This window comes from Milkweed yellows phytoplasma str. MW1 (assembly GCF_000309485.1).
In the GTDB taxonomy this organism is placed as follows: domain Bacteria; phylum Bacillota_I; class Bacilli_A; order Acholeplasmatales; family Acholeplasmataceae; genus Phytoplasma.
The window spans coordinates 1-22,485 of sequence record NZ_AKIL01000055.1 but is presented as its reverse complement, the minus strand read 5'-3'; the positions used below and the strand labels follow the sequence as shown (position 1 = coordinate 22,485).

The window sequence follows — 22,485 nt, the reverse complement described above, 5'->3', positions numbered from 1 at the left end:
ATATATATATAACTATTATTCCAACTTATCCGATAAATAAGGATTGATTGTTAATATCCTAACAATAAGGCTAATTCGATCATATCTTTTTTCCAAATTAAGCACCTTTTATTAAACATAATTTCATAAGAATAATCCCCTTTCTTTGCTTTTTATATTTTCTCATCCTTTCTTTCTTTTCCAAATGATCTTTTTTTTGATATAATAATAAGTAATTGGTATATTTATTTAAGATAAGAAAAAGAGGTGTTAACTATTAAAAAGAGATTATTTTTTTTCGATATCGATGAAACTTTATATAGTAATAAGAAAAAAACCATTTTACCACAAACCAAAAAATTAATTTTAAAATTATCTCAAATGCCTAATACTATTTTAGGAATAGCAACAGGTAGAAATTATCGTAATTTAAACGCTGTTGAAGAATTATTGCCGTTATTTAAATATTTTGTTCTGATGAACGGTTCTTTAACTATTTCTGATGGCAAAATTATAGACGAATCTCCCATTCCTACAGAACATATTGAAGAAGTTCATAAAAGAATTAAAAACTATCAAATGATGGTTACTAGTATAGGAATTAATGAAGCAGGTTTATATTTTGATGAGAAGAAAGGTGATATTAACCTAGTCCAAGAATATAAGAAAAATTTAGATTTTGAAATTGATAACCAATTTTACTTAAAAGAAAGAATTTATCTTTTAATCGTGGTAGGAGCAGATAAAGACAAATTCGCCCCTTTATTTAAAGATCTAGATTATTTCAATATTTGTGTATGGAAAAATCATATCGATTTAACCGTTAAAGGCGTTAATAAGTACTACGGAATTAAAAAAATTAAAGAAAAATATCCTGATTATCAATTGATTTGTATGGGAGACGGTTCTAACGATATTGAAATGTTAGAAGCGGCTGATATCGGTATTGCGATGGGAAATAGTTTATATCCTAAATTAAAAGCAGCAGCTAATATTGTTTCTCCTCATATAGAAGATGATAAAATGTATGATTTTTACGAAGAACATATTTTATAAGACATCATTATTTTTTAGAAAAAAACAATTTTAAACATTTTTTAACTTTATACAAAGCGTTCCCTGCTTTTTTATCCAAAAAAAGGGATTAAATAGCAACCCAATAAAGCTTGAAAAAATGTTTATTTATTTTTTTATTAATAACAAATTTTTTAAATTAAAAGGGTTTTAATGGATAAAAAAACACAAGAATTACATATCTTTTTTTCTAAATTTGAACAATTAAAAGAGAAAGAAAAAGATCTTTTTTCGCGTATTGTTAATAAACTATTTCAAGTGAATTATTTAACTCTGCAAAAAATGGCAGATGCTAATGATTATCGTTTTATTTTATTACATCGAGAACTTTTTTATTCTTTTTTTCAATTAGCAGATTTTGAGTTAGAAATTAAAAAACATGATGAAGTTATTTTTATTCATAATTTACATCATTTTAATAAATTAAAATTAAAAAAAGAAGAAAGTTTGATTTTATTTATCTTTCGTATCTTGTTTCAACAAAAAAAAGAAAAAATATCTTCTAATGCTAAAATAGAAGTGTTTTTGAAGGATATTTTTAAAGAATTAAAACATATTGGTTATTCTGAAGTGCAAAATTTCAACAAAGAAACAGTTAAAAAAACTTTAACAATCTTGCGTCAATATAATATTATTGATTATTCGGATCATAATAATCACTTGTCTGATGATTTAACCATTACCATTTATCCTTCTATTCTTTATTTAATTGATATAGAAATGATTAAACATTATCAAGAACTCTTTCTTTTGAAACAAAGCGAAAACCCAGATGAAAAAATTAACTAAGATACAATTGGTAAACTGGCATTTATTCTCTTCTCAAACGATTGAAATAACCGGAAATGCTTTAATTTCTGGCGAAAATGGAGCGGGTAAATCAACTTTATTAGATGCTTTACAATATGTTTTAATTGGTGAGAGAAAAAATGTTAAATTCAATTTAGCAGCTAACGCGAACGCTAAACGTTCTTTAGAAAGTTATATGAGAGGCAAGATAGGTGCCGAAAATAAGGAGTTTTTAAGGAATGGGGATGTTATTACCCATATTGCGTTAGAATTTTTGGATGAGGAAACTCAAGAACACACTATTTTAGGTTGTGTTTTGGAATTGCCTCAAAGAGGAGTTTTAAAAGAAAGGTTTTATCTTTATGAAAATATAGCTTTAAAAAGTGACCTTTTTATTTCTAATAATAAACCAAAAAACCATAAACAATTAGCGGAATATTTACGAGCGCATACAAAAGATTTTAGTTTTTTTGACACTAAAACGCAATATAAACAAGCTGTCGGTAAATATTTAAATATTAACGTCGCTAAATATTTAGAAATTTTACCCAAAGCGTTAGCCTTTACACCGCTTAATTTGCAAAATTTTGTTTTTGATTTTTTATTAGAAGAAAACCCGATTAATATTTCTAGTTTAAAAAATAGTGTTCGCCAATTGAAAAAAATAGAATCTCAAATAGAATTAGACAAAAAAAAATTACAACAATTAATCGTTATCATTGATGCAAAAAAAAAATTTAAATTCTTAGACGAACAAATCAAAATTAATTTTTTAGTAGAGAAAAAAGTTTTAATAGCAAAATATCACAACAATTTAGAAAACATGTTGGTTCAAAAAGAACAAGAGGCTCTGAAAACTAACCATTTGTTAGAAGAAAAACAGAATATCAATGCCTCTATTGAAAATTTAAACAATCATTTGTTACAATTGCACAACAACCATTCTCAAGGTGATTTAAGTCAATTATTTTATTCTTTACAAAAAGAATTATCCCAAAAACAAACTTTTTGTCAAGATTTGCAAAGTCAAATAGTTTTTTTTCAAGAGAGATTGCAAGCTGAACAAAAAATATTAAAAGAATTGTATTGTTTGCAACCGGATGATATTATTCATCAAACAGCCGAAGAAATAGCTCGTTTTTTAAATGCCCCAAAACCATTTGATATTTATCCGGAATTGAAAAAAACCATGTTGGAGATGACTGATTATTTATCTCAAGAAATTCTGAATTTTAATATCGTACAAAATGACATTCAAAAAGATATTAAGTTTTTGCAACAGCAAATTGCTGACAAAAACTCCACTTTTCAAGCCATGAATAATATCGCTAAAATATATAATCCTAACGTTAAAAAACTAGTTACTTTATTAAACGAAAAATTAAGTCTTTTTTATAAAAAAGAGATTCATATCCATCCTTTTTGCGAATTGATTGATATTAATGATGAATTATGGCGCAATTCTATTGAAGGTTTTTTAGGCAGTCGGAAATTTAATTTAATCGTTGAAGCCGGCTATTTTGATCAAGCTTTAAAAATATATGAAAAATTTCAAGCTAGTGAAAAAATTTATGACGTTGGTTTGGTGAATGTAGATAAAATACCGGATTTAGATGATAATCCTCATAGCTTAGCGGATAAAATAACTAGCAACCATAAAGATGCTTTAAAATATGCTAAATTATTATTATCACATATTATCTGCGAAACTGATGTAACTCAATTAAAAAACCATAAAACAGCGATTACTCCTCAAGGAATGATTTATAGTAGTTATACTGCGAAACAATTAAATCCGAAAAGTTACCAAATTCCTTATATCGGTAACGAATCTAAAGAAATACGTAAAAAAATACTTTTATCAGAAATTAATACTTTAAAAGACTATTTAAACCAAAAACAAAATATTTTTATGAAAAATAAAAGTATTATTGAATTAATGAAAAAAAGTAAAGTCTTTTCTTTGGTTAATAATGATCAGTTTACCGTCTATAAAAAATTATCTGATAACGAGCAAGAAATAGTTGTTATTAACCATAAAATAGAACAATTCCGTAGTCAACAAAATGTGGAACAAATAGAAGATAATTTACAAAAAATTAAAAAAGATAAACAAATTCTTAACGAATCATTAGATCTTGTTTTATTAAAAATTGTGGAAAGCAAAAACAAGTATAATATGTATGAAGAGAAAATAAATTTTCTTCAAAAAAGATTAGCGGAATTGCAAAAAGATTTATATGTTATAGAACAAAAAGAAGTAGTTAATTTAGAAAAAGCTTCCATTCAATTGCAAAATTATTTAACTACTTACCAAAACAATTATGAATATATTTTACACTATATACAAAATCACGTGAAAACCATTGAGAAGCAAAAAAACACTCAAAACCTTGATTTGACGAAGTATATGACTTTATACATTGAGACTTATCATCTAAGCACTATTGAGGCCAAATTAGAATATTTTGATTATTTCGTACAAGAATATAATTTAATTAGTTCCAAAAATTTGATTACTTACGAACAAGAAGCTAAAGAGTTAAGTTCCAAAACCGAAATGATTTTTAAAGAAGAATTCGTTAATAAACTCAAAGAAAGTATTGAAAACACTAAACAACAAATTAAAAAATTAAACGAACTTTTAAAAAATAGACCTTTCGGCGATGATAGCTATCAAATTATTACCAAAGCCTCTGATGATCCTGAATATAAAAAATATTATTCCATGATTGTAGAAGATAACCTAACCCAAGAGATTAATTTATTTTCGGAGAACTCTTCTTCTTATAAAGATATTTTATTAGACGAATTATTTCAAAAAATAATTTATTTTGAAGAAGGATATGAAGCGATAGCTTATGAATTTTTAGATTATCGTAATTATTTAACTTATGATATTCAAATTAACGATATTTACGGAAATGTATCTTTATTTTCTAAAATTTTTCGTGAAAAATCTGGCGGAGAAACTCAAGTACCTTTTTACATTATTATTGGTATTTGTTTTGAACAATTATTAAGCGAAAACACGGTTCATAAAGGTTGTTTAGTTTTATTTGATGAAGCCTTTAATAATATGGACGAAAATAGAATCGAATCCATGATGTATTTTTTTAAACAATTAAACATTCAATTTTTAATTGCTATTCCGCCTCAAAGGATTGCTGATATTTCCCCTTATGTAACTACTAATTTAATTATCGTTAAAGATAATAATCATGTTATGGTAGAAAGTTTTACTAAATTAGCTTAAAAAAAATTTTTAAAGAAAATCAATTCATTAGTAAAGAAAAATCCCAAAATGAAACAAAAATTAAAAACATCGTCTTTTAAATCATTAATATTTATTGCGTTTGTTATAATAGTCACTTTCATTAAATGTATGTTTTTAAATGGTTTAAAAGCAGAAGATATGCATTATTTTGAACCCATGCACTTTTGTCAATTAACTTTAGGCTCCTTCTTAATGGTTTTTGCTATTTATTTTTTCATTTTACCGCAAGAATTAATTATAGGCGGTCTAGAAGCGCTTTGCTTATTTTTAGATAAAGTGTGTTTTTACCAAATAAAGGAGAAAAAACAAAACCATTGGTTTAGCAGTAATAACGGTATTTTGTTTTTCCGTATTTTTATTATTCTATTTGGCGCTATTTTCCATAAGACATGGTATTTTTTATTAACGCTTTTTGTGTTTTCCTTGTTTTCTATTTTGTTTAAAATATTAGAATATTGGCAAATAGATAGAGTATTTTTATTAAATAAATTCCCAGATAAGGTTAAAAACAACACATTATTTATCGTTTATCCTTATCTGCCGTTATTATTGGTGTTTTTATCGGTATAGGAGCTGGTTTAGTGATCGGAAACAATTCTTCTACGGGTGGAACTGATTTCGTCCTTAAAGTTTTGCACAATTTTATAGAAGAACATATTACCATTGAATTTCCTATGATTTTATTAATTATAGACGGTTCTATTTTGATCGCTTCTTTCGTTATCGATTATTTTAGACAAATAGATGTTAAAAAGAATATTATGATTAAATATGTTTTTTCTATTATTACTTTCACTATCGCTATCAGTTTGATCACTTTAGTGAGTGATTGGGTTAATTGGGTTAAATAAATTCTCTTCCTAATAAATACGTCTTAGTGAGAACACTTCTTTTAGTGGTTTTTTCTTTATACGTCTTCAATCTTATAAATAAGTCTTATTTTAGACCAAAAATAAAAAAATGAAGAAAAAAGAAATATAGTTGTAATATTTATGGTTTTTTTTTGATACAATTTTAATGTATTGTTGTATAAAAAAAATTTTAAAGAATTCATTTTATTTTATATTAATTGTTATTATTTGAAAAGATTTATAATAAAAGGAGAAACAAATAATGCCATATATTACTGATATTTTAGCTCGAGAGGTTTTAGATTCTAGAGGAAATCCTACTGTAGAAGTTGAAGTTAAAACATCTGAAGTTATAGGAAGAGCTATTGTTCCTTCTGGTGCTTCAACTGGATTATACGAAGCTGTTGAATTAAGAGACAAAGATGAAAAAAGATATTTAGGTAAAGGTGTTTTACAAGCGGTAGAAAACGTAGTAAAAGTGATTAAACCTGTTTTAATGGATGTATCTGTATTAGAACAAAAAGCTATCGACCAAGCAATGATTGAACTTGATGGTACACCCAATAAATCTAAATTAGGGGCTAACGCTATTTTAGGCGTTTCATTGGCCGTAGCTAAAGCAGCTGCTTCATATTTAAATTTGGAACTTTATGAATATTTAGGCGGAGTTCAACCAAAACAATTGCCAGTGCCAATGATTAATATTATTAATGGTGGAGCTCATGCTTCCAATAGTGTTGATTTTCAAGAATTTATGATTTTACCTGTAGGAGCTCCTACTTTTAAAGAAGCTTTAAGATATGGTGCTGAAATTTTTCATCATTTAGGTAAATTGTTAAAACAAAAAGGTTATCCTACAACAGTAGGAGATGAAGGGGGATATGCTCCGAATTTATCTTCTAACGAAGAAGTTTTACAAATTATTTTGCAAGCTATTAATAACGCTGGTTATAAACCAGGCGAAGACATTTATTTAGGTATGGACGTTGCTGCTTCAGAATTTTATAACGCAGAACAGAAAAAATATGTTTTAGCTTCTGAAAATAACAAATCTTTCACAAGTGCTGAATTAATCGCTTTTTATGAAAAATTAGTTGATAAATACCCTATTTTATCAATTGAAGATGGTTTAGACCAAAACGATTGGGAAGGATGGAAGTTATTAACTAATAAGTTAGGACACAAAGTTCAAATAGTGGGCGATGATTTATTTGTGACTAACGTAGAAAGATTATCACAAGGAATTAAAGAAAAAACGGCTAATTCTATTTTGATTAAATTAAACCAAATCGGCACTTTAACAGAAACTTTAGAAGCTATTGAAATGGCTAAAAAAGCTTCCTTTACAACTGTTATTTCTCATCGTAGTGGAGAGACGGAAGATACTACTATCGCTGATTTAGTTGTGGCAACTAACGCAGGTCAAATCAAAACTGGTTCCTGTTCTAGAACTGACCGTATCGCTAAATATAATCAATTATTAAGAATTGAAGACAATTTAAAAAATGCTCCTTATTTAGGTTTAAAAGCTTTTTATAATTTAAAAAAATAATCATTTTTACACAATAATTACTCTTTTTTAGTCAAATTATTGGGCAGGAAAGGGAAATGAGGAAATTTATTTTGGAATCTTTTGTTGGTCTTATTATTTTAGATGGTTTAGGAATTTCTCGCCAAAAAAAAAATAACGCTGTTTTGTTAGCTAAGACGCCTTATTTAGATTCTCTTTTTAAAAGTTACCCCCACAATATCTTGGCGGCATCAGGGGAAGCCGTTGGTTTGCCTGAAGGACAAATGGGTAACAGCGAAGTGGGTCATTTAAATTTAGGCGCCGGCAGAATAGTTTACCAATCTTTAACCAAAATTAACAAAGCTATTAAAGAAAAAAATTTTTTTCAAAACGAAAGTTTTTTACAAGTCGTAAAACATGTTAAAAAACATAATAGTAAACTGCATCTTGTGGGCATGATTTCTGATGGCGGCATTCACTCTCATATCAACCACGCTAAAGCGTTATTAGAAATGGCTAAACAAAATAATTTAACCGAAAAAACTTATTTACACGCTTTTACTGATGGACGCGACACATCGCCTAAATCAGGTTTAAATTATCTTAAACCTCTTTTAGAACAAAAAGTTAAAATTGCTTCTGTAGCGGGTCGTTATTACGCTATGGATCGCGATAATAACTGGGAACGTATTAATGCGGTTTATAATATGTTAGTTTCTCAAAAAGCACCGGTAATAGAGTCAGTAATAGATTATATGGAACAATCTTATCGCGACAATATTACTGATGAATTTATCAAACCGGCTATTGCAGATGTTAATGGCTTAATCGAAGATAACGATGGTGTGATCTTTTTTAATTTCAGGCCTGATCGCATCGTCCGTTTAGCAACCGCTTTATCCAATCCTACTAAAACCGATTTTTTTATCACTCCTGGCAAAACTCCTTTTCAAGGCGAAAAAAATTTAAATAATGTTTTATGCTCAACTATGTCTCCTTATGCCGAAAGTGTTAAAGGTACGGTAGCTTTTCAAAAAGAAAATTTAACTAATACTTTTGGCGAAGTGGTAGCTAACCATAATTTAGAACAATTAAGAATAGCAGAAACAGAAAAATATCCTCACGTGACTTTCTTTTTTAACGGGTCTCAACATGTTAAATTAAAAGGTTGTGAGGAAGTTTTGATCCCTTCTCCTTCGGTCCCGACTTATGATTTAAAGCCAGAAATGAGCGCTTTAGAAATCGCCGTCAAAGCTAAAGAAGCTATTTTATCTAAGCAATATCAAACGATGGTGTTAAATTTTGCTAATCCGGATATGGTCGGTCATACAGGCTCTTTAGAAGCGGCTATCGCAGCTGTCGAAGCAACCGATAAAGCTTTAAAAATTGTAGTAGAAGCTATTTTATCTATAGGTGGGAAAGCTGTTGTAGTAGCGGACCACGGAAACGCTGAACAAATGGCAGATGAACAAGGTCGTCCTCATACCGCTCATACTACTAATTTAGTACCTGTTATTGTCACGGATGAAAATGTTTCTGTGAATAAAGGCGCTTTATGCGACGTAGCTCCGACTTTATTAGAATTATTGAAAATACCTCAACCCCAAGAAATGACAGGAAAATCTTTAATAAAATAAATTAACCTTTTAATAGTTAAAAAATATTTTAATCGAACAATAAATTATATTTAAGAAAAGGCAAAACAATGCAAGAGAATAAAACCAAAATTATTTGTACTTTAGGACCTGCATCTTATGATGTTAATATTTTAAAACAATTGATGCTTTCTGGCATGAACGTAGCGAGATTTAATTTTTCTCACGCTCAATATGATAACAGTAAAAAATTACTGAAAACTATTCGTGATTTAAACCAAGAATTAAACACTCATGTGGCTACTTTATTAGACACTAAAGGACCGGAAGTAAGAACCCATGAATTTGACGGAGCAGTCACTATTACTAAAGATTCTTTAGTAAGAATCACTACTGAAGAAGTGCTAGGCAACGCTTCTTTATTCTCTGTTACTTATCCTGGTTTTTATGACGAATTAAATGTAGGCGATGTGGTTAACGTTGATGATGGTTATTTATCTTTAGAAATCGTTGAGAAAGACGCTCAAAAAAAAGAATTAGTAACTAAAGCGAAAAACACTCATGTTGTGAAATCACGTCGTGGGGTTAATGTTCCTAATGTTAGTTTAAATATTCCTTTTGTTTCAGAAAAAGATCGTCAAGACGTTATTTTCGCTTCAGAACAAAATTACGATTATATCGCTGCTTCTTTTGTTAGAAACGCAGAAGACGTGTTAGAATTGAGAAAAATTTTAAAAGAACAAAACAACGATCATATTCGTATTATCTCTAAAATTGAAAACCAAGAAGGGGTTAACAATTTAGACGAAATTATTGAAGTATCTGATGGTATTATGGTGGCTAGAGGAGATTTAGGCATCGAAGTTCCAGGCGAAATGGTTCCTTTATACCAAACAACTATCATTGAAAAATGTTTAGAAGAAGGTAAAACTGTTGTGGTAGCTACGCAAATGTTAGAATCTATGCAAAAAAACCCTCGTCCAACTAAAGCCGAAATTTCAGACGTTTATAACGCTGTTAAAGAAGGTAGTACTGCCACTATGTTATCTGGAGAATCCGCTTCAGGAGAATATCCAGTAGAAGCAGTGCAATTTATGCATAAAATCAACAAACAAGCTGAAAAGGCGCGTGAAGATGAATTTTTTGCTCCTCTTTACGAACCAGAAAGTTTACAAGAATATCTTTTATTAAGTGCAGCGGAATTATCAGTTCGTTATCCTATTAAAGCGATTCTTGTTAATAATTGGAAAGATGCTGAAAGTATTTCCAAATTCCATCCTTCTGTTCCTGTTTTAGCAACAGTTCAAGATGAAAAAGAAGCTAATTTATTAGCTTTAAGTTACGGCGTTACTCCGGTTTTAAATCAAGCGGAATTAGACTGTAAAATAGATTCTTTAACTGAGGATGAAGACCGAGAAATCATAGTAGTTACTGAAGGAAAAATAGAAATTAAATAATTTATCCTTAAAAAACCCTTAAAAAGGGTTTTTAACTAAAATAATGACTTCTTGGAACTAATACAAGACAAGGGATAAAAAGATTCCTATTTGCGAAGAAACAATAAAATTATCAATAATATTTGACAAAAATTAAAAAAATAAGTTAAAATGAAGGATGGTCTTAAATTTTTTAATAAATTTATATTTTTTTCGTTTAAATATATCATTATTAAGATTGTCTTCACTAATATTTGCCCTTGTATTTAAACTAAAAAAATTATTTTAACAATTGTTCTTGAAGAAAGTTTTTGCTTAAAATAAAAAAATAAGAAATTTAATTTTTCAAAAAACATGTTATTTTGTGTGACTAAATTCATCTTTACAAAAATTATTTAAAAAAAATAAAAGGAGTTAATTTTCTAAATGACATTAAGTAAATCTTATGATCCTTTGAAAAAACAAAGATTACAAATTTTGGATTCAGAAGGAAATGTAGTTAATCCACAATTAGAACCAAAAATACCTGAAGAAAAACTGTTAAAAATGTATAAAACTATGGTTTTAGCAAGAGTTTCTGACATTAAAGCGGTTCAATATCAACGTCAAGGTAGAATGTTATCTTACGTTATTAACCGAGGACATGAAGGTGGTCAAGTTGGTTCAGCAGCAGCTTTAGAAGACCAAGACTGGGTTTCACCTTATTTCCGTGATATTGGGATTTATTTATATCGTGGTATTCCTTTAGAAAACATATACCTTTATTGGTATGGTAACGAAAAAGGTTCTAAAATGGATCCTTCTAAACATATTTTACCAGTTAATATTATTATTGGTTCAGGAATCAATATTGGTGCTGGTTTGGCTTTAGCAAGTAAATTGCAAAACAAAAAAGAAGTTACAGTAGCTACTATTGGTGATGGTGGAACAGCTCATGAAGAATTTTATGCTGGTTTGAATTACGCATCTGTTTATAAAGCCCCTTTAGTGGTATTGATTCAAAATAATCAATACGCTATTTCTACTCCAAGAAAAGTAGCTTCTAACTCTGAAACTTTAGCACAAAAATCCTATGCTTTCGGTATTCCTGGCATTCAAGTAGATGGTAATGACGTTTTAGCTGTTTATACAGCAGTTAAAGAATTTACTGAAGCAGCGCGTAATGGCGAAGGAGCTAGTTTAATTGAGATCTTTACTTACCGTATGGGAGCTCATACAACTAATGATAACCCTAACTTATACCGTTCTAAAGAAGAAGAGGAAGAATGGAATAAAAAAGATCCTATCGAACGTTTTAAAAAATATTTATTGAAAAAAAACGTTTTAACTGAAGAAATGGTAGAACAAATCAATCAAGAAGTAGAAAAACACGTTGCCGAAGTACATGAAAAAATTACTTCTTACGGAGCTAATATAGAACCGATTGAAATTTTTGAACATCTTTACCATGAAATGACACCTCAATTAAAAGAACAACACGCAGAATATGAACAATTTTTAAAATCAAAAGAAGAAGGTAAATAAAAATGGCTTTAATGAATTTATTGCAAGCGGTTAATCATACCTTAGATCTCCAATTAGCTAAAAACCCTAAAGTAGTTGTTTTTGGTCAAGATATTGGTAAATTAGGAGGAGTTTTCCGTGTTACTGCAGGATTGCAAAAAAAATACGGAGAATCTCGTGTTTTCGATACTCCTATAGCCGAATCTGCTATCGTTGGTAGCGCGATTGGAATGTCTATGAACGGTTTAATTCCTGTAGCTGAAATTCAATTTGATGGGTTCCTTTATGTGGGATTAGAAGATTTAATCGCTCATGCTGCGAGAATGAGAAATCGTACTCGTAACAGTTTTTCTTGTCCTATGGTTTTAAAAGTTCCTGTTGGCGGCGGAGTTAAAGCATTAGAACATCACTCAGAGAGTTTAGAAGTTATTTTAGGTTCTATTCCTGGTTTAAAAGTGGTAGTTCCTTCTAACCCTTATGATGCTAAAGGTCTTTTAATTGCCGCTATTAATAGCCCAGATCCAGTTGTTTACATGGAACCTAAATATTTATATCGCGCAGGAAAACAAGAAGTTCCAGAAGAAGAATACGAAACAGAAATTGGTAAAGCGAACGTGGTTAAAGAAGGTACAGATGTAACTGTAATCGCTTGGAGTTCAGCTGTTTCCATCGTTCAATCCGCTTTAGAAAAACTAGAAGCTGATGGCATTTCTGTAGAATTAGTGGATTTAAGAACTATTAATCCGATTGATAGAGAAACAGTGCTTCATTCTGTAAAAAAAACTGGTAGATTAGTTGTAGTACATGAAGCTACTAAAACTTATGGACCAGCTGGTGAATTAATTACTTTAGCAAATGAATACGCTTTTGATTATTTAAAAGCCGCCCCTAGTCGTGTAACAGGTCATGATATCATCATGCCTTTAGCAAGAGGAGAATATCATCAATTTTTAAACGTTGATAAAGTAATTTATGGCATAAAAAAAGCTTTAAAAAATAATTTAAATAAAAAAAATTAAACAAATGAATGAGGGTAATAATATGTATGAATTAAAATTTGCTGATATAGGCGAAGGAATTAACGAAGGAACCATTTTAACTTGGAACTACAAAGTTGGAGACAAAGTTAAAGAAGGCGATGTTTTAGTAATTGTTGAAACTGATAAATTACAAGCTGACATAACTTCTCCTAAAACAGGTACTATTACTAAAATAGGTTATCAAGAGGGCGAAAATGTTAACGTTGGAGATGTTTTAGCTGTTATTGAAGAAGAATAATTTAAATAAAAAAAGGACGTTTTAAAAATGACAAATAATAACGACAATGTTTTAAGAACTACAAAAGAAGCTGTAGCAAACAACACAAATACTAATAATAACACAGAAGACGTAGAAATTCGAAAAATTTCTCGTTTAAGAAAAATAATTGCTAAAAAAATGAGCATTTCCAAAACAGTTATTCCTGAAGTAACTTTAATGGATGAAGTGGATATTACTAATTTAGTAGCTTTAAGAACTCAAATGAAACCGTTAGCTCAAGAAAAAGGCATTAAATTAACTTATATGGCTTTTATCGCTAAAGCGGTCGTTTTAGCTTTAAAAGAATATCCTGTTTTTAACGCTAGTTTTGATGATGAAAAAGAAGAATTAATCATTAAAAACTATATTAATTTAGGAATAGCTATTGACACTAAAGATGGATTAATTGTTCCTAATATTAAAAAAGTTGATAATTTAAGTGTTTTAGAATTAGCGAAAGAAATCCACACTTTATCTGTTGACACAGTGGGAAGAAAATTACAATTGCCTCAATTGCAAAAAGGTACTTTTACTTTAAGTAATTTTGGGGCCATTGATATTGCTTACGGTACGCCAATTATTAATCATCCGGAATTAGCTATTCTTGGTATTGGTAAAATAGTTAAAAAACCAATAGTTAAAAAAGGCGAAATTATTGTAGCTGATATGTTGCCTTTATCTTTAACGATCGATCACCGTATTATTGATGGCGCTGATGGTGGAAGATTATTGCAAAAAATTAAAGAATTATTGAATGATGTTAAAACTTTAGAAAATGATTTCACTGCTTTATAAAGAGGAAAATTATTTTTTGACTGAATTATAAAAAAGAGAAGTAAATTGATGGAAAGATATGATATTTTAATTATTGGCGGAGGACCTGGTGGTTATACTTCAGCTATTAAAGCGTCTCAAATGGGAGCTAAAGTTGCTTTAGTAGAAGACCATAAATTAGGCGGAATTTGTTTAAATTACGGTTGTATACCAACTAAAGCCTTTTTAAAAAGTGCTAAAATTTTTGACCTTTTAAAACATTCTAAAGAATACGGTATTGAAACTAATGCAGACGTAGAAGCGAATTGGACTTCTGTATTAGAACGTAAAAACAAAATAGTTAAACAATTAACTAACGGTATTTCTTTCTTAATGAAAAAAAATAAAATTGATGTTTATAAGGGATTTGCTGATGCATTATCAGCTCATCAAGTTCAAGTAGGCGATAAAATTTTAGAAACTAAAAAACTTATTATTGCTACAGGAGCGAGTGCGTTTATTCCTCCGATTAAAGGCGCTAAAGAAGCATTCAAAAACAAATACTTATACACAAGTAAAGAATTAGTTCAATTGGAAAAATTTCCGCAAAAATTAGTTATTATTGGCGGCGGAGTTATTGGTGTAGAGTTTGCGACTATTTTTAATAAATTCGGTGCTGAAGTAATTATTTTAGAAAGAGCGAACTCTATCTTAAATGTTATGGATAAAGATATTGTTGACGCTTACACTAAAAAATTAAAAAGCAACCAAATTAAAATTTTAACCGAATCTGAAGTAATGAAAATCGATAATAATAAAGTACATTACACTTATGAAAACGAAACACACGTGGAAGAAGCTGATATTGTTTTAATGGCAACTGGAACTAAACCTAATTTAAAAGGGATAGAAAAACTGAATTTACAAACTGACAGAACAGGCGTTATGACAGACGGCTTTTTAAAAACTTCTTTAGAAGACGTTTACGCTATTGGTGATGTTAACGGTAAATATATGTTAGCCCACGTATCGAGCCACGAAGGAATTATCGCTGTTACTCATGCTTTAGAAGCTGACGCTCATTTAAAACCAATGAATTACGATCGCGTGCCTTCCTGTGTTTACGGTTTCCCTGAAATCGCCACTATCGGTTGGACCGAAGAACAAGTGAAACTTAAAGACATTGAATATAAAGTGTCTAAAGTTCCTGTTAAAGCGATCGGTAAAGCTTTAGCTGACGGCGAAACAGATGGTTTTGCCAAATTAATCGTTGATAAAAAAGATCTTAAAGTTTTAGGCATGCATATTTTCTCTTATAATGCTACTGAATTAATTAGTGAAATCGGTGTAACTATGGAATTAGAAGGAACAGCTCATGATGTTGTTCGCACTATTCACCCACATCCAACTTTATCTGAATTAACTTTAGAAACTTTTTTAGGCGCGATTGATAAACCAATACATATGTAAAAATAATAATTTTAATGAGAAAAATAACCCATTTTTATGAGTTATTTTTTTCTAATTTTAATGATAAAATTTATTATTGAATAACCAAATATTATGATTCAAAAGAGAAATACAAAATGTTAATTGATACTCACGCTCATCTTAATTTAGATGATTATTCTAAAGATTTAAAAGATGTTATAAATAGAGCTGTAAAAAACGATGTTCAATATTTTATTGTTCCTGGTTTAGATCAGAAAACGAACGAAAAAGCCATCGAATTAGCCCTTCAACACCCTGAAATTAAAGTCGCTGTGGGGATTCATCCGTCTTATGTGACTAATGAAGATCCTTTCAGTATTGAAAAATATTTAAAACTTCCTCAAGTGGTGGCAGTGGGTGAAATTGGTATTGATTTATATCATGAACAAAAAACTTTGCCATTACAACAAAAAACTTTACAAGTTCAAGTTGAATTAGCGATTAAATATGATTTACCCATTATTTTGCACGCTCGTTCTTCTTTTGAGGAAATATATGAAATCTTGTTACCTTATAAAAACCAAATTAGAGGCGTTTTCCATTCTTTAGTAACCGATTTGGAAGCAGCTCAAAGAGTCATCGATTTAGGTTTTTATGTAGGCATTGGCGGGATTGTGACATATGAAAAAGCTTTGGAAGTTCATACTTTAGCGAAACAACTCCCTTTAGATAAAATCTTATTAGAAACTGATTCACCTTTTTTAACGCCTTCTCCCGAAAAAAAATCTCATAGAAACGAACCCGCTTTGGTGAAATTAGTAGCCGAAAAAATAGCTAGTTTAAGAAACATTACTTTAGAAGAAGTAGCTGAACAAACTACTCAAAACGTTAAAAAACTGTTTTTACCTAATTTTTAATTTATTCTCTTAACAACTTGATAATTGTTAGCAAGAAAGGTTTGTTTGTTATGAAATTTACTAAATCAGAATCAAATCAAATGATTAATTTAGAACAAAATTCTGAAGCATGGCATAAGCATAGAAACAACTATATTAATGCTTCAGAAGTTGCTGCTATTATGGGGTTAAATCCGTTTGAAACTAAACAAGCACTTTTTAAAAGAAAACTTTTTAAAGAAAAGATCGAAGACAATAATGCTATGCGTCATGGCAGACGTTTAGAACCGGAAGCGAGAATTTTTTTTAACGAAGTTAACAATATGGAATTCGTCCCTGCCGTGTTTACTAAAAATTTTATGTCTGCTTCTTTAGATGGTTGGCATCAAGAATCTAACAGCATTTTAGAAATTAAATGTCCTATTTCTTATAATAGTCCTTCTTGGAGCAATTTTGTGTTAAATAACGAAATACCTATGTATTATTATGCTCAAGTGCAAGCCCAACTCTTTTGTTCTGATACAGAAAAAGCTTTTTTCTTAGTGTATCAAACGTTTCAGAGTAGCAAGGTTAAGGAAATCCACAGAGACCCTAAATTTATTGAAGAAATGTATCAAAAAGCGCATGTTTTTTACAATCTTTTAAACGAAGCTAAAGAAATTTTAGATAAGTTAAAAGAAAAATGATCGTTTTTGATTGATTTGTTCTTTATAAAAGAGGATCAAAAAAAAATAATAACCTTTTTTTTGGAGGTTCTTTTTTTTGCTACATTTAATATGTTTTTTTTAGTGGTTGTTGATTGGTGTTTTATTAATTTGTTCAGAAAAATTTATTTAAGGGTATAAAAAAAATCAAACAAATTATTGGTCATACAGTAAATAAGGTTAAAAAATTTTTATCCCATCAATCCATCAATTGTTTTTTGTCATAAAATTTATATCAATCCTCATTAGAAGGTTTTTTTAACAATATACTTGCTTTTTAAAATTATCTTTGTGAGTTTTTTAATCTTTAACAAATTTAATGTTATAAATTATTAAACATTTCAAACTGAATAAATCTTTATTATTTATAAGTGATTGGGTTGGTACAATAAATTTAAAAATTTTTTATTTTCTTGAGAATTAGGTGTTTTATTCGTTAATGTTTTCGCTAAATTGAAAGTTTTATTATACAAAAAAACACTAAAGCTAAAATTAAAGTCGTAATTACTATATTGTTAATAGCCGATTTAAATACTTGTTACATTAAAGTTTCGTTTTTATTTGTTTTATCGTTGCTGATTTTTACCTCTTTTGTATTAACTTCAATAATAGATATAACTTTATTATATTATTCATAAGGACTAAGAACAAGATAAAACGATAAATAAAAAAAAGACTATCATTCGTTAATAATCTTTTTTTAATAATTAATAATTTTTAAAGAACTCAAATAAATTAAGCTCTTTCAACTTTTAATTTTTTTAATGCGCGGGCAGAAATATAAATTTTTTTAACTTTGCCTTTTTCATCAATAATACGAATTTTTTGCAAATTAGCTTTCCATGTTCTTCTAGAAGCGTTCATTGCGTGACTACGTTTATTTCCGAAAACAGTCGTTTTCCCTGTGTAATAACATTTGCTCATTATGTAGGATACCTTTCTTTCTTAAAAAAACATTATATAAAACATTTCTGATCGATAATAAAAAATCAATCATATTTCTATCGTAAAAAATGTTTCTCAATTACTTTTATTATAACAAAATACCGACTAAATTAACATTTTATTTTCCTTTTACAAAAAAAAGAAGTCTTTTGCGATAAATATTTATTTTACTTTTTTAAGTTTAAAAATGTCATGCATATTTTGGATAACATAATCTGACCAAGGGCTTAATAAAATTAAAACAATAAAAAAAGATAAAAATAAAATAGAATCAAAACGATCTAATAGACCTCCGTGACCGGGAACAAGATTACTGAAATCTTTAATTTTATAGTCTCTTTTAAATTTAGAAGCGATTAAATCCCCCATTTGAGCAATAATAGAATTAATAATAGCGAAAACCACTAAAAAAATAACTGCTCGATAATTGTTTAAAGAACTACTATAAAATAAAAGAGCTAACAAAGTAGTCGCCACTATGGCGCCTAAAAAACCTTCCCAAGTTTTTTTGGGACTTACGCTCGGAAATAAAAACCTTTTGCCATATAAATTACCAATAAAATAAGCGAAGCTATCACTAGCAATAGTGATTAAAAACAAGTGCAAAAACCATTTGTAACTTATTAATATTAAACTTAAAAAAGAAGCACTAAAAACACTAATATAAGCAAAAATTAACAATACATGAGTTAAATGTTGAGTACGAAAAGAAGAGTTAAAAAGAAAATATAGAAATAAAGCGAAAGCTAAACCGAATAAAATAAATAAAGCGTATTTAGAAAAGTTTGATAAACAACTGATTAAATGCGTTTGTTCTGGAGGAGAATCAACAATAATATGTTTGTCCTTAAAAGAACCCAAAATAACCCCTAATAAAGACAAAAAAAGAAAAACACTAAATAAACTCATGATGATCATGTGCCTTTGGGAATATTTTTGATTTTGACGATTCACTTTTAACATTTCTATAGAAGAATGGAACACAAAAAGAAGCACTGTTCCTAAACTCATATAATCAAAAGAATTTATTTCTTTGTTATAATCGATGCAACGAAAAAAACCAAAAAAAGATAAAGCGACCAAAAACATTCCTAATCCGATATAATTTTTTTTAGATGACATATTTTTATCGTCTCTTTTTAAATTTTTAATAATTCTTTATTTTTTTTAACAGTTTCTGTTTCTAAAAGTTTAATAAAATGATTATTTAAATCTTGAATTTGTTTTAATAAAGCGTTTTCTTCATCTTTTGCTAATTTTAATTTTTTAACTTTATCATTGCCGGAACGACGTAAATTTCTTACTATAACTTTAGTTTGTTCAGAAATTTTTTCTACTTCTTTGGTTAAAAGTTTTCTTTTTTCTTCTGTAGGTTGAGGAAAAACTAATTTAATCGAAACACCATCTGTTTGAGGAGTAATTCCTAAATCAGAAGCTAATAAAGCTTTTTTAATATTAGGCACTAAAGTAGTGTCAAAAGGTTTAATATGAATTTGGTTTCCTTCTACGATAGAAATCATACTAATATGCTTTAAAACTGTTTCTGCGCCGTAATAATTAATAGTGATTTTATCTAATATTTTCGGGTTAGCCGCCCCAGTTCTAATGTTGGAAAATTGCGTCAACATTGAGTCTTTAGAAATATTCATTTTTTGTTTTAAATCTGTTAAAATTTCTTGTGTCATTTCATGCATTTTATTTTCCCTCCTTAGAAGTGATGATAGTCCCTATTTTTTCTTTTAAAATGATTTTTTTGATATTACCTTTGATGTTCATATCAAAAACAAAAATATCAATACCATTTTCCCAACATAAAGAAATGGCTGTTATATCCATCACATCTAACCTTTGAGCGATAACGTTTTTATGTTCTATTTTTTTAATTAAAACAGCGTCATTATGTTTTTTAGGATCTTTATTATAAACACCTTCAATACCGTTTTTAGCCATTAAAATAACGTCTATATTTAATTCAGCTGCTCTTAAAGCAGCAGCAGTATCGGTGGAAAAGTAAGGAGAACCAACCCCAGCTCCTAAAATAACTACACGATCTTTATCTAAATGGCGTAACGCTTTACCTTTGATGTAAGGTTCAGCCACGGCAACCACATGAAAAGCCGTCATAACCCTAGTTTGAATGTCTAAATTGACTAAAGCATCTTGTAAAGCTAAAGAATTGATAATAGTGCCTAACATTCCCATATAGTCTGATTGACTACGTTCCATACCTAATTCTTGACCAATATGACCTCGCCAGATATTTCCTGCACCAACAATAATAACTATTTGTAAACCTAAATCTTTAATTTCTTTAATTTCTTCAGCAATTTTTTTAACTTTTTGTGGGTTGATGTTAAAATCGTCTCCTTTTAAGGCTTCCCCGCTTAATTTTAAAAGAATTCTTTTAAACATTTTATTCCCCTTTGCTAATTTTTATTTTTTATTATAGTTAGAAAATGAATAAATATTAGTTTTATTGCTCGTTTTGTTATGCTGTTTCGCCCACTTCAAAGCGGTAATAAGCGATAACGTTAGTTTGATTAGCTTGTAAAAATTCTTTTACTTTTTGATCAGTATCGTTGTAAAAAGGTTGTTCTAATAAACAAATTTCTTCTAAAATTTTATTTAAACGATTGTTAGCAATTTTATCTAATAAACCACTCGGTAAATTTTGCTTTGCTTTTTCGTTAATAGTTTTTTCTAATAAAAGTTGTTTTTCTGTTTTAATAAAATTAGGGTCAACCACTTCTTTACTTAAAAATTTCGGGTTAAAACCAACTACATGGATAGGAATATGTGTTTGTGCTTCTTCGTTTTGTTTATCAAGATGCACTAAAGCGGAAATTCTTCCTCCTTGATGTTTGTAAAGCCCAAAACTTTCGTTATCTTTTTTATAAACAGTTTGAATTCTTTTTAAAACGATTTGTTCTTTAATAATAGCTGCTTTATCTAAAATAATGTTTTTAACGCTTTGTCCGTTCCAATGATAATTTAAAAAGTCTTCCACAGTTTTAACGGATGCATCAGCATCTAATAAACTATTTTTCAGTTGTTCTAGTAATGCGATAAAGTGTTCGTTTTTAGCCACAAAATCAGTTTCTGAGTTAAGTTCAAATAAAACAGCTTTATTACCTTTAAAAGCGACATTAGTTAAACCTTCGGCTGAAACTCTATCTTTTTTTTCTTTAGCTTTAATCATGCCTTTTTCTTTTAAATAATTTACAGCTTTTTCCATATCGCCTTGAGCATGTTCTAAAGCTTGTTTACAATTCATCATTCCTGATTGAGTTTTTTTTCTTAATTCTTTAATCATTTCTATTGTGATTTTCATTTTCGTTCTCCAAATTTTTATTAAGTCTTTCTTTCTTTTGTATTAAGAAATATAAGTAAAATTGTTTGTTTAGTAAAAAAGATGTTTATTTAGAAACATCTTTTTTACTAATTGATTATAAAAAATATTTTGTCTGTTCAAAGTTGTAATTAATTAGTAGAAACGTTTTCTTTTTCTACATTTTGATCTTTATTTTGAGTTTTTTCTGCATCAACAGTTTCTGGCGTTGATTCAGATGGTTTTTCGCCAGATTCATCAGTTGTTTCTTCAACAGGTGCTTCTTGGTTAGAACCGCTACCTTCAATAACTGCATCAGCGATGATAGAAGTAATTAATTTTACCCCTTTAATAGCATCGTTATTCGCAGGAATGATGTAATCTACTGAATCAGGATCACAGTTACTATCTACGATTCCAAAAATTTTAATACCTAATTTTCTCGCCTCAGCGATAGCTATAGTATCTTTTTGCACATCAACGATATAAATAGCTTGCGGCAATTGAGACATGTTTTTGATTCCGCCTAAAAACTTTTCCAACTTATCTCTTTGTTTTTTTAAGGTAGCTACTTCTTTTTTAGAAAGTAATTTCCATACGCCATCTTCTTCTTGTTTGTATAACTCTTTTAAATAATTAATTCTTGTTAAAATAGTTTGGAAATTAGTAAAAGTACCGCCTAACCATCTTTGGTTAATATAATATTGATTTGCTCTTTCCGCTTCTTGTTTAATAATATGTTGGGTTTGTTTTTTAGTTCCTAAGAATAAAACTTTCCCTCCTTCTTCTACTATTTGCACAAGCTTTTTGTATGAATTTTCAACAGCTTCCAATGTTTTTTTCAAATCGATAATGTGAATTCTATTTCTAACAATAGGAACCCCATCGTTGGAAGAAAATAAATATGGTTTCATTTTGTAATGACATTTTTTAGCTGCGTGACCAAAATGTATTCCTGATTCTAACAATTGTTTTATTGTAACAACACCCATGATTCTGAGTACTCCTTTTTAAATTTACTTATTTTGAAGAATGAGATGTAAAATTTTTTTCACATGAATAACGTTTTTAATTTAATAAATTTAAGAAATTAAATTATAATTTATTATTATTCA

At 28.9% G+C, this 22,485-nt stretch carries 21 protein-coding genes; 15 read left to right on the top strand and 6 right to left on the bottom strand.

The window, feature by feature from the left end; all coding sequences use genetic code 11:
- Nucleotides 1-246: 246 nt before the first annotated feature.
- From RI76_RS01385 to RI76_RS01320, 15 genes are all read left to right on the top strand, one after another.
- Nucleotides 247-1,035, top strand: a complete 789-nt coding sequence (locus RI76_RS01385; RefSeq protein WP_017192353.1) for an HAD-IIB family hydrolase — start codon at nucleotides 247-249, stop codon at nucleotides 1,033-1,035.
- Nucleotides 1,036-1,206: 171 nt separating this feature from the next.
- Nucleotides 1,207-1,842: a DUF4194 domain-containing protein gene (locus RI76_RS01380; RefSeq protein ID WP_017192352.1), complete on the top strand. Its 636-nt coding sequence runs from the start codon at nucleotides 1,207-1,209 to the stop codon at nucleotides 1,840-1,842.
- A complete protein-coding gene (locus tag RI76_RS01375) occupies nucleotides 1,826-5,098 on the top strand; it encodes an ATP-binding protein (protein ID WP_017192351.1) in 3,273 nt (1,090 codons plus the stop codon). Before RI76_RS01380 ends, RI76_RS01375 begins: the two co-directional genes overlap by 17 nt.
- Before the next feature lie 48 nt (nucleotides 5,099-5,146).
- Nucleotides 5,147-5,689 carry a YitT family protein gene (locus RI76_RS01370; RefSeq protein ID WP_017192350.1) on the top strand — a complete coding sequence of 181 codons (543 nt, stop codon included), beginning with the start codon at nucleotides 5,147-5,149 and terminating at the stop codon, nucleotides 5,687-5,689.
- A gap of 11 nt (nucleotides 5,690-5,700) precedes the next feature.
- Nucleotides 5,701-5,970: a hypothetical protein gene (locus RI76_RS03295; protein WP_017192349.1), complete on the top strand. Its 270-nt coding sequence runs from the start codon at nucleotides 5,701-5,703 to the stop codon at nucleotides 5,968-5,970.
- A 262-nt stretch (nucleotides 5,971-6,232) separates the two neighbouring features.
- A complete protein-coding gene (gene eno / locus RI76_RS01365) occupies nucleotides 6,233-7,522 on the top strand; it encodes a phosphopyruvate hydratase (protein ID WP_017192348.1) in 1,290 nt (429 codons plus the stop codon).
- Nucleotides 7,523-7,590: 68 nt separating this feature from the next.
- Nucleotides 7,591-9,117 (top strand): 2,3-bisphosphoglycerate-independent phosphoglycerate mutase, encoded by a 1,527-nt coding sequence (gene gpmI, locus RI76_RS01360; protein ID WP_026072041.1) that lies wholly within the window; start codon nucleotides 7,591-7,593, stop codon nucleotides 9,115-9,117.
- 68 nt (nucleotides 9,118-9,185) lie between these two features.
- Nucleotides 9,186-10,532: a pyruvate kinase gene (gene pyk, locus RI76_RS01355; RefSeq protein ID WP_017192346.1), complete on the top strand. Its 1,347-nt coding sequence runs from the start codon at nucleotides 9,186-9,188 to the stop codon at nucleotides 10,530-10,532.
- Between the two features lie 405 nt (nucleotides 10,533-10,937).
- A complete protein-coding gene (gene pdhA / locus RI76_RS01350) occupies nucleotides 10,938-12,035 on the top strand; it encodes a pyruvate dehydrogenase (acetyl-transferring) E1 component subunit alpha (RefSeq protein WP_017192344.1) in 1,098 nt (365 codons plus the stop codon).
- A 2-nt stretch (nucleotides 12,036-12,037) separates the two neighbouring features.
- Complete coding sequence (locus tag RI76_RS01345) at nucleotides 12,038-13,033, top strand: alpha-ketoacid dehydrogenase subunit beta (RefSeq protein ID WP_017192343.1); 996 nt, start codon at nucleotides 12,038-12,040, stop codon at nucleotides 13,031-13,033.
- A gap of 22 nt (nucleotides 13,034-13,055) precedes the next feature.
- Complete coding sequence (locus RI76_RS03290) at nucleotides 13,056-13,292, top strand: biotin/lipoyl-containing protein (RefSeq protein ID WP_017192342.1); 237 nt, start codon at nucleotides 13,056-13,058, stop codon at nucleotides 13,290-13,292.
- A gap of 27 nt (nucleotides 13,293-13,319) precedes the next feature.
- Nucleotides 13,320-14,108 carry a dihydrolipoamide acetyltransferase family protein gene (locus RI76_RS01335; RefSeq protein WP_017192341.1) on the top strand — a complete coding sequence of 263 codons (789 nt, stop codon included), beginning with the start codon at nucleotides 13,320-13,322 and terminating at the stop codon, nucleotides 14,106-14,108.
- A gap of 48 nt (nucleotides 14,109-14,156) precedes the next feature.
- On the top strand, nucleotides 14,157-15,536 hold the full coding sequence (gene lpdA / locus RI76_RS01330; protein ID WP_017192340.1) for a dihydrolipoyl dehydrogenase: 1,380 nt from the start codon (nucleotides 14,157-14,159) through the stop codon (nucleotides 15,534-15,536).
- Nucleotides 15,537-15,652: 116 nt separating this feature from the next.
- On the top strand, nucleotides 15,653-16,414 hold the full coding sequence (locus RI76_RS01325) for a TatD family hydrolase (RefSeq protein WP_017192339.1): 762 nt from the start codon (nucleotides 15,653-15,655) through the stop codon (nucleotides 16,412-16,414).
- A gap of 50 nt (nucleotides 16,415-16,464) precedes the next feature.
- Nucleotides 16,465-17,079, top strand: coding sequence for a lambda-exonuclease family protein (locus tag RI76_RS01320; RefSeq protein WP_017192338.1), 615 nt, complete (start codon nucleotides 16,465-16,467; stop codon nucleotides 17,077-17,079).
- A gap of 753 nt (nucleotides 17,080-17,832) precedes the next feature.
- On the opposite strand, the gene rpmB is transcribed toward RI76_RS01320, so the two are convergent.
- The 6 genes from rpmB to rpsB form a co-directional block, all read right to left on the bottom strand.
- Nucleotides 17,833-18,021 (bottom strand): 50S ribosomal protein L28, encoded by a 189-nt coding sequence (gene rpmB / locus RI76_RS01315; protein WP_017192337.1) that lies wholly within the window; start codon nucleotides 18,019-18,021, stop codon nucleotides 17,833-17,835.
- Between the two features lie 183 nt (nucleotides 18,022-18,204).
- A complete protein-coding gene (locus RI76_RS01310; RefSeq protein WP_017192336.1) occupies nucleotides 18,205-19,164 on the bottom strand; it encodes a phosphatidate cytidylyltransferase in 960 nt (319 codons plus the stop codon).
- 17 nt (nucleotides 19,165-19,181) lie between these two features.
- Nucleotides 19,182-19,736 (bottom strand): ribosome recycling factor, encoded by a 555-nt coding sequence (frr, locus tag RI76_RS01305; protein ID WP_017192335.1) that lies wholly within the window; start codon nucleotides 19,734-19,736, stop codon nucleotides 19,182-19,184.
- Nucleotide 19,737: 1 nt separating this feature from the next.
- Complete coding sequence (pyrH, locus tag RI76_RS01300) at nucleotides 19,738-20,454, bottom strand: UMP kinase (protein ID WP_017192334.1); 717 nt, start codon at nucleotides 20,452-20,454, stop codon at nucleotides 19,738-19,740.
- Between the two features lie 76 nt (nucleotides 20,455-20,530).
- The gene (gene tsf / locus RI76_RS01295; RefSeq protein WP_017192333.1) at nucleotides 20,531-21,373 is read right to left on the bottom strand and encodes a translation elongation factor Ts; all 843 of its coding nucleotides are present in this window, start codon (nucleotides 21,371-21,373) and stop codon (nucleotides 20,531-20,533) included.
- Nucleotides 21,374-21,522: 149 nt separating this feature from the next.
- Nucleotides 21,523-22,362, bottom strand: a complete 840-nt coding sequence (gene rpsB / locus RI76_RS01290) for a 30S ribosomal protein S2 (protein WP_017192332.1) — start codon at nucleotides 22,360-22,362, stop codon at nucleotides 21,523-21,525.
- Between the last annotated feature and the right edge of the window lie 123 nt (nucleotides 22,363-22,485).